We start from the raw sequence: 8620 nt of genomic DNA on the forward strand, positions 1-8620 counted from the left end.
TTTAGCAAAAAACGACACCTATGGTTACATGGGTAAGGGGAATTACGCTTCGAATATAAGAAAAACTGGAAAAAAGTTACAAAAGTGGCTTGACAAAACCTAACATGGAAGGAGAAGGTATGAAATTTTCTCATTTGGCGGTGGCGGCGGCGCTCCTCGGCTGCGTCGGTCTGAAGGCGGAGGTTCCGGAGCTTGTGGAACTGGTTCCCGAAGCGAAAGGGTATGAGCTGATCGCGAAGTTCAACCCGCTCCGCTGGAGAGCTGACAAGTATCAGGTTGACCGCACCAAGGAGCTCTCCGGAGCGCTCAAACGGATCGGTTATCTGGTCAAGCTTACCGCGAAGGACGGGAAGACGAGCTGGGTCTTCACGTCGATGGATGCTTTCACGCAGGATCCGGCGCTCGCCGGAGTGCCCTCTCCTGATTCCAAGGTGTTTCAGCAATATGTCGACAACCTCGAAGTGGCCGGCAACGTGGAAGGTCTCAAGACCGGCAAGTTCGAGAAGGGCAATGTCGAGATCTGGGGGCTGAACTACGGCGGCGGCAATGCGAAGAAGATTCCTGGCGCCACTGGGAAGTTCGATTTTGGCGATTCCGTGGGGAACAAGGGCGGCTACGGCTCGCTGCAGGTGCACAACTACCTGCAGAAGCAGACGGTTTTTGCCTTCAACAATTTCAATGCCAGCGGCAACTGCGACCTCGGCATCGGCAACAACCCCGACGCCAAGGGCCATCCTGACTGGACCTTCTCGAAGGCGGGTGCGAAGTACAAGTCGGCTGAGATCTACGTGGTCGGGCTGTTCGACAAGTCCGCGGCGAAATAAGACGGAGCGGTTGCTCTCTGATCGGAGGCCCGTGGAACAACAGGTTTGCCGCCCGGGAACGGGGCGGCGAAGAACTCTGCCGGCGACTGTCACGTGTTCCACGGTGCTCCCGGATGAATTCCCCCTGCCGGAGCGAGGCCGGATTTTTCTTCTGCGGAAGGCGCTCCTCGTCCGGGAGGGGGTCTGGTGTGCCGGGAAAACAGGGAATTTTTCCTGTCGAAGGTTGCACCGTATCGGTGGTCGTGATATTGTAGATGTATGATCGGTTTCGAACATTCAACCGATGGAAAGGAGAAGGTATGAAAATTTCTCATTGGGCAGCGGCGGTGGCGCTTCTCGGCGGCGTCGGGCTGCAGGCGGAGGTCCCGGAACTTCTGGAACTGGTGCCGGAGGCGAAGGGGTATGAGCTGATCGCGAAGTTCAATCCGCTTCGCTGGAGAGCCGACGGGTATCAGGTGGATCGTTCGGAGGTGCTTTCCGGAGATCTCAAGCGGATCGGCTATCTGGTCAAACTTACCGCGAAGGACGGGAAGACGAGCTGGGCCTTTACGGCGATGGACGCCTTCACCCAGGAGCCGGCGCTCGCCGGAGTTCCCTCTCCCGAGTCCAAAGTGTTTCAGCAGTATGTCAACAACCTCGAAGTGGCCGGCAACGTGGAAGGTCTCAAGACCGGCAAGTTCGAGAAGGGAAATATCGAGATCTGGGGGCTGAACTACGGCGGCGGCAACGCGAAGAAGATCCCCGGCGCCACCGGGAAGTTCGATTTCGGGGATTCGGCAGGCAACAACGGCAACTACGGCTCGTTTCAGGTTCACAACTACCTCGAGAAACAGACGGTTTTTGCCTTCAACTGCTTTAATGCCAACAGCAATTGTGATCTTGGCATCGGCAATAATCCTGACGCCAAGGGCCACCCCGACTGGACCTTTTCAAAATCGGGTTCCAAATACAAGTCGGCCGAGATCTATGTGGTCGGCAAGTTCGACAATCTCTCCATCAAGAAGGTGGTGACGCTCGACCCGCAGAAAACCTCCCTCGTCGGCAGCTGCGGCGACAAGATGCTCTTCGCTCCCGGCGAGGAGATGACCTTCACGCTCAACGTCGATTTCCAGGGGCAGAAGCCGACATCGGACTATTTCGTCAAATGGAGCCGCACCGGCGATGACGGCAAAAAGGCGAGCGGCAAGGCGAAGGTGGTCGAAGGGCAGCCGATCGTGATCAAGACCAGCCTTGACCGCCCCGGATTTGTCCGCATTTACGCGACGCTGGTCGATCGCAACGGCCGGAATGTGATGAAGCGGGATCCGAAGCGCGGCAACAGTTCGCCGGTCTTCTTCGACGGCGGCGCCGGTGTTGAAATCGACAAGCTGCAGGGGGTGCCGGAGCCGGAGGATTTCGATGCGTTCTGGGCGAAGCAGAAGGCGAAGCTCGACGCGGTCCCGGTGAAGGCGGAGATGAAGAAGGTCAGAACCGGCAAGCGGGCGGATGTCTACGCGGTCAAGGTCGACTGCGCCGGACCGCGTCCGGTGACCGGCTATCTCACCATTCCGATCAATGCCAAAGAGAAGTCGCTCCCGGCGATCGTCAACTATCAGGGCTACGGCACCTCGGTGCAGCGCGCCCCCGGCGACGGTGCGGGCAATGCGATCGTCTTTACGATCAACGCCCATGGCTACGATCTCGATCAGGATGCCGCCTACTACAAGAAATTCTTCGAAGGAATCCGTTCCAACGGCAAGAGCTACGCGTTTGACAAGAAGCAGAACTCCGACCCCGAGACCGCCTACTTCAACGGCATGGCGCTGCGGGTGATGCGTTCGCTTCAGTTCGTCAAGACCCTGCCGCAGTGGGATGGGAAGAACCTCCGCGCCAACGGCGGCAGCCAGGGCGGCCTTCAGACCGTCTGGGCGGCGGCGCTCGATCCGGATGTGACCAATGCCACTCCGTCGATCCCGTGGTGCTGCGACCTGGGCGGCATCACGAAGGGGCGTCTGGCGGCCGGCTGGCGGCTGGAGTACACCCGCGCGCTGGATTACTTCGACCCGATCAACCACGCCAAACGGATCAAGTGCCCGGTGACCATCACCCGGGCCGGACTGGGCGACTACACCTGCCCGCCCTCCGGTGTGGCGATTCTCTACAACAACATCAAATCGCCCAAGAAGATCATCTACTACCAGGGTTCGACCCACGGCTATGTGCCGCCGAAGGCGCAGAAGTTCGTGCAGGAACAGAAGTGATGCTCTTCTTCTCCTCCCGCTGATATCCGGCGGGAGGGTGTGTCGCGGGCCGGGGTTCTCCCCGGCCCTGCTTTTATGGAGGGCGGAACAGGTCTCATCTGACAGGAAAGACGAGTATGCTGAAAAAATATCTGCTGGGAACTCTGTTGAATTTCTTTCATCCCGGGGTCTCGCTGCTGACCATGATTGATACGGAATCCGTCGTCAGCCGGAAAGGACGGGTGTACCCGATGGCCAAACTGTTTCGGTCGCGGGTGGGTGATTACTCCTACATCTGCCCGGGGACGCAGCTCACGTGCGCGGAGGTGGGGAAATTCTGTTCTGTGGCGACCGGATGTCTGATCGGGCTGGCCGCTCATCATCTGCGGGGATTGTCCACGTCGCCCGTGTTCACGGAGCGGGACAATCCCACCGGGTTTCGCTGGACGGAAGCGCATGAGGAGGATGTCCTGCGCCCGGTTTCCATCGGCAACGATGTGTGGATCGGCGCCCGGGTGATCGTTCTCGGCGGGGTCACGATCGGAAACGGTGCGGTAATCGGTGCCGGCAGCGTGGTGACCCGCGATGTGCCGCCCTACGCGGTGGTGGCGGGGACTCCCGCCCGGCTGATCCGTTATCGGTTCGAGGAGCCGGTCATCCGCCGTCTGGAGGAGCTTCGCTGGTGGGACAAGCCGGAAGAAGAGCTCAAACGGGCGCTTCCGTTGTTTCAACAGACATCATTTTCCGACCGGGAGCTGGAGAAATTCTTCTGAAAACCGGAAAGGGAAAGGGAGCTTCCCCGCCGGCAGACCATGGACCCCCGGGGGGCTCTCGGCGTTGTTTTCGGAGGCTCAGAGCATCTCCCGCTCCCGTTTCCGGATCAGCTGCCGCAGGACAACGATCGTCGCCAGGCTGAAGATCAGGTAGGAACCGGCCGTTGCACAGGCTGCGCCGATGTAATCGTAGAGTGAAATCAGACACCAGTTTAAAATCACGTTGCAGATGCTGGTAAACAGGGTGATGAGCGCCATCCGGCCGGCGCCCCCCATGGTCAGCACGATCTGCATGAGGAAGCTGCCGAGCGTATAGAAGATCAACCCGCTGCAGAGAATGGAAACCGCCGGAGCGGCCGCCAGGTATTGTGCGGAGAACAGGATGCGGATCAGCCAGGGCGAGAGCAGGTGGAAAAACAGAAACGTCACAGGAAATGCAACTGCCGCGACGCCGATGGCCCAGAGGCTGATCTGCTTCAATTGAAGATAGCGCTTTTCCCGGCTCATCTGAACGGCCACCGGCAGAATGATGAGAGGAAAAACCATCGCCGCCTGGACGATCTGCATGATCGGCAGTGCGACGTTGTAAAGGGCGGAACTGGTCACCCCTTTGATGGCGGTCAGCATGACCGTATCCATGTAGTATATCATATTCAGCAGAGTGGTGGAAACCGCGATGAAGCCGCTCAACTGGAAAAGTCGCGTCCATACCGCGCGGTCCGGATGCCAGCTCAGACGGATTTTTTCCCGGAAGAACGCGATGGCGCCGGCGATGAAGACGATCAGTATGGCGACCGAAAAAAACACCGCGGCGGCAGCCGGCAGTTGGCCGCTCCGTGAGAACAGCGCGATGCCGCTCAACAGAAGCAGAGCCTTCGTGACCTGAAGAAAATTGTAGGAGACAAAATCCTTCAATCCGGAAAAGAGGGGATAGAATGTGCATTCCAGGATCTGGAAGAACAGCATTCCGGCCAGCAGGTAGTAGAACAGTCCATTGCCGGTTCGCAGGTAATCCTTCAGAATCCACCGGCTGCAACTGAGCAGAAGAATCAGCACCACCGTTGCGAGAATGAGTTTCAGGGATAACAGGGAACTGAAACAGCTCGATATTTTCCGCGTTTTCTGACTGCCGGTGTTGTTTTCCGCAATCAGGAGCGCACCTGTCTGCGAGAGGCCGAGCTCCGCAAAACCGCCCACCATGAGGAGAAAGGCGACGGCACTGTAAAAGGTGCCGTAATCCGCCTCGCTCATGTTCATGAAAAGGGTCCGGCGGATGAAATAGTTGAGAACACCGGTGATTCCCACTCCGACAATGGAGATCAGACTGCCGGAGAAGAAGGTTTTGAGATGTGAGTTGTTCCCTTTCATGAGAGCAGTTTGTAGGCGGTGACGATTTTCCAGGCGTTGAACGCGTGGATGGCGCCGTGAATGCGGTTGCCGTACTGCCGGGCGATCGCCAGCTCCTCCGCAAACTGTTTCTCGAAGAAGTTCTCGCTGATCGAACCGGCGTGGCGGCGGAATGCCGCCAGATCGGCGTGCAGATGGATCGCCGGCCCCTTCTGCGCCATTTTCAGCCACAACTCGTAGTCCCACGCCGCCTTGTAGATGGAGTTCAGACCGCCCAGTTCCCGCCACAGCGACATGCGCCAGAAGGTCGCCGGCTGATTGATGAAGTTTTCGCAGAGCAGCATGTTGTGACTGTAGCGCAAGCCGATCAGCTCCTTGTACAACGTGATCGGCCGGCGGATCTCCCGCCCGTTTTCATCGATGATCGGGCAGTTCCCGTAGAGCCAGCCGGTTCCCGGATGCTCTTGAAAACAGCGTGCAACCTTCGCCAGCGTTCCCGGCAGATAGATGTCGTCGGCGTTGAGCCAGGCGCCGATGTCGCCCGAAGCGAGATCCATGCCGTAGTTGATGGCGTGAAACGGACCGCCGTCTTTGCGGGAAATGACGGTGCACTCCGGATATTCCGCCAGAATCTCCAGCGTTCCGTCGGTGGACTGACCATCGCAGACGATGTACTCGAGTTCAAACTCCCCCTGTTGATTCAGAACGCTTTCCACTGTCTGGCGGATGAAGCGTTTCCCGTTGCGAACCGGGGTGACGATGGAAATTTTCACGGCTTTTCCTTTCGTTCCATTTTTTCCCGGAGCAGTGCGATCTCCTGAGTGAGCCGGGTGATTTTCTCATTGTGAAGCGAGATCACGATGGAGTACTGAAACAGCAGCAGGCAGATTCCCACGCACAGCAGCAGAAAGAGCGTGGCGGGCGGGTAGACAATCCCGAGAAGATCGGAGAAGAAGCGGAGCAGATCCATGCGGATGGAGACCACGATCATGCCGATGGTGATGACGATCCAGAGCAGGGAATATGCTTCGCGCAGTTTCTGTTTCCGCACCGCATCGAGAACGATCAGCAGAAAGATCAGACTTCCCGCCAGCGAGACCCATTGAATTTGTGTCATTTCTGCTCCTTTCGGCGGATTCGCGGACGGATTGCCGCCATCAGAACCGCGAAGATTACTTTGCACATGTAGTAGACGGCCCGGCGTTTGCCGATGGAGGAACGCCCTCCCTGGCGGGCCAGCATTTCCACGGAAACCTCCCGGATTCGATACCCGTTGCGCGCCATGAGGATCACCTCCTCCGGTTCAGGGTAATCGAACGAGGGGTAGTACTGTGCGGCAAATTCCAGAGCCTGGCGGTTGTAGGCTCGGAATCCCGAGGTGTTGTCCGTTATCCGCTGCCCGATCAGCAGCGAGTTGAGCAATTCAAAGATCAAGATGCCGATCCGGCGGGAAAAGGTGGAGTGGTACCCCCGGTTCCCCTCCAGAAACCGGGCTCCGATCGTCAGGTCGGCCTCGCCCGTTTCCAGAGGCTTCAGCAGAGCTTCGATACCGGATGCCGGGTGTTGACCGTCCCCGTCGAACTTCACCGCGTATTCAAATCCATTCTGTTCGGCGTAGCGCAGACCGGTCTGAACCGCTCCTCCGATGCCGAGGTTGAATGGCAGTGCAAGCAGAATGCACCGTTCTCCGAGCCGTTTCCGGATGATCTCCCGACTGCGGTCGGTGGAGGCGTCGTCCACCACGGCGAGCGTGGCGCCGGGCAGACGCTGTTCCAGTTCCGCGAGAACGTTGTCGATGCAGGCTTCCTCATTGTGGCATGGAATGACGATACAGAGCCGGTCAAATCGCATCATCGTGTGTTTCTCCGTACTGGGATGAAGATGGATACGCGGTTCTGAAAAGGATGGGATACCTCCTCGAGATCGGAACGGCGGCGGAACTCTTCGGCCAGATCGCGGTATTTGGCCCGCAGCATGATGAAATCGCATCCGGAGAGCGTCGCGGGAGATTCCTCCGGCGACGAGTAGTCGAACCGGCGCACTCCGTTCAAATAGTAGAGCAGTTCCGGCGTTTCATAGGTGTGAATCACCGGCCGGCGCCGGTCGTGCTCCGGAAAAAGCCGCGGATAACCGGCTTTGATCCAGCCGGCCAGTTCGTGCAGCTCATGTCGGCGGAACAGAATGTCGAGCCCGTTGGAGATCTGCAACAGGAAGATCACCGCCAGCGCCGCAAGTGCCAATTCGCGAAGCCGGACTTTTTCCGCCAGACGCAACAGTTCGCAGAGCGCGGTCAGCGTGAACACCATCAGCAGCGGCACGGCGAATGAGTAATACCGGTAGGCGGAGACGATGCCGTAGAAGACGGCCAGCCAGCAGACGAAAATCAGTGCGAACACGGTGTATTCCATGCGCCATTGTCTGCGGTGGATCACCAGGATCAGACCGGCCAGCGCGAAGAGAAAGTAGAGCTCGTAAGCTCCCCGCGACAGCCCCCTGAAGCTGGAAACGAGCCGTTTCAGCGTCGCCTCGTGCTCCAGTTTCGGCAACGGGGCCGGATTCTCCGGGCGGGGAAACAGCGCTTCGCGCTTGTCCTCAAAAAGCTGCGGAACGAACGGCAGTTTCTGCAGTACGGAGATCATCCGGGAGTCAGTAACCGGGTATCCGGTCACCCGGTACATTTCGATCAGCCGGGGAGACAGAACGGCCCCCATCCCCAGAGCGGCCAGCAGAAAGAACGGCAGGGCACGGGCAAGGAGAGCCCGGGGGCGATAGTGTTCCGCGCGCCAGACCAGAACCGGCAGGAGAATCAGCAGCAGCAGGCCGACGACGCCACCTTCTCCCCGGGTCAGGCTGAGAAATCCGAGTGAGGCGCCACAGAGCAGCGGCAGCAGCCGCCGGCGCCGGTCGTCCAGAAAGCGGAAGAGCAGATAGAGCGCCAGGACCAGAAAGAAATCCCGGCCGCTTTCCAGCAGGCCCATGCCGGAGTGCCGGATGATCTTCGGCGTCAGGACGTAGAGCACCGTTCCCCAGGCGGCAATCCGGGCGGGAAAAAAGCGCAGCAACAGACCGTAGAGCGGGAAGATCATCAAAATATAAAACAGCGCGGAGAGCAGAATAACGGCGGAATAGATCTCCAGCCCGGTCCGTGCCAGAAGCCCCGCCGCGAAGATCGTCAGCGGCGGCAGGGCGGAGATCGGGGCCGACAACCAGTTCCCCCGGCTCCACTCTCCTGCATAGTAGGTGTAGCAGGCCGCAACATCGCGGTAGATGTCATTGCAGAAAAGCAGGTAGCAGAGCATGAAGAGCACGGCTGATCCAGCGGCGCAGCCGAGGAGCCGCCCGGGGGTGAGAAGCATATTCCATCGATCGATGCGGGACCTCAGCCGGTCGAGGAATGAAGAGTGTGATATCATTGTATTTGATTCAGTTGAAAAATGATTGTTTCAGAATGATTTTT

Annotated in this window: 8 protein-coding genes; 3 read left to right on the forward strand and 5 right to left on the reverse strand. The window is 58.6% G+C overall.

What is annotated here, in order from left to right:
• Positions 1–119 precede the first annotated feature (119 nt).
• From ACMLHG_RS01625 to ACMLHG_RS01635, 3 genes are all read left to right on the forward strand, one after another.
• The gene (locus ACMLHG_RS01625) at positions 120–824 is read left to right on the forward strand and encodes a hypothetical protein (protein WP_294434197.1); all 705 of its coding nucleotides are present in this window, start codon (positions 120–122) and stop codon (positions 822–824) included.
• A 299-nt stretch (positions 825–1123) separates the two neighbouring features.
• Positions 1124–3064 (forward strand): acetylxylan esterase, encoded by a 1941-nt coding sequence (locus ACMLHG_RS01630; protein ID WP_417169327.1) that lies wholly within the window; start codon positions 1124–1126, stop codon positions 3062–3064.
• A 116-nt stretch (positions 3065–3180) separates the two neighbouring features.
• Positions 3181–3816, forward strand: coding sequence for a CatB-related O-acetyltransferase (locus ACMLHG_RS01635; RefSeq protein ID WP_294434194.1), 636 nt, complete (start codon positions 3181–3183; stop codon positions 3814–3816).
• A gap of 78 nt (positions 3817–3894) precedes the next feature.
• Here ACMLHG_RS01635 and ACMLHG_RS01640 read toward each other — a convergent pair whose 3' ends face one another.
• From ACMLHG_RS01640 to ACMLHG_RS01660, 5 genes are read right to left on the reverse strand one after another with little or no spacing between them, the layout of a single operon-like run.
• Complete coding sequence (locus ACMLHG_RS01640) at positions 3895–5184, reverse strand: oligosaccharide flippase family protein (protein ID WP_417169328.1); 1290 nt, start codon at positions 5182–5184, stop codon at positions 3895–3897.
• Positions 5181–5936, reverse strand: coding sequence for a glycosyltransferase family 2 protein (locus ACMLHG_RS01645; protein ID WP_417169329.1), 756 nt, complete (start codon positions 5934–5936; stop codon positions 5181–5183). The genes ACMLHG_RS01640 and ACMLHG_RS01645 overlap by 4 nt, the downstream gene beginning before the upstream one ends.
• On the reverse strand, positions 5933–6280 hold the full coding sequence (locus tag ACMLHG_RS01650) for a DUF2304 domain-containing protein (protein WP_294434188.1): 348 nt from the start codon (positions 6278–6280) through the stop codon (positions 5933–5935). Before ACMLHG_RS01650 ends, ACMLHG_RS01645 begins: the two co-directional genes overlap by 4 nt.
• Positions 6277–7017, reverse strand: coding sequence for a glycosyltransferase family 2 protein (locus ACMLHG_RS01655; protein WP_295812502.1), 741 nt, complete (start codon positions 7015–7017; stop codon positions 6277–6279). Before ACMLHG_RS01655 ends, ACMLHG_RS01650 begins: the two co-directional genes overlap by 4 nt.
• The gene (locus ACMLHG_RS01660; protein ID WP_417169330.1) at positions 7014–8519 is read right to left on the reverse strand and encodes a glycosyltransferase family 39 protein; all 1506 of its coding nucleotides are present in this window, start codon (positions 8517–8519) and stop codon (positions 7014–7016) included. The genes ACMLHG_RS01655 and ACMLHG_RS01660 overlap by 4 nt, the downstream gene beginning before the upstream one ends.
• Between the last annotated feature and the right edge of the window lie 101 nt (positions 8520–8620).

This window comes from Victivallis sp., assembly GCF_048170485.1.
GTDB lineage: Bacteria > Verrucomicrobiota > Lentisphaeria > Victivallales > Victivallaceae > Victivallis.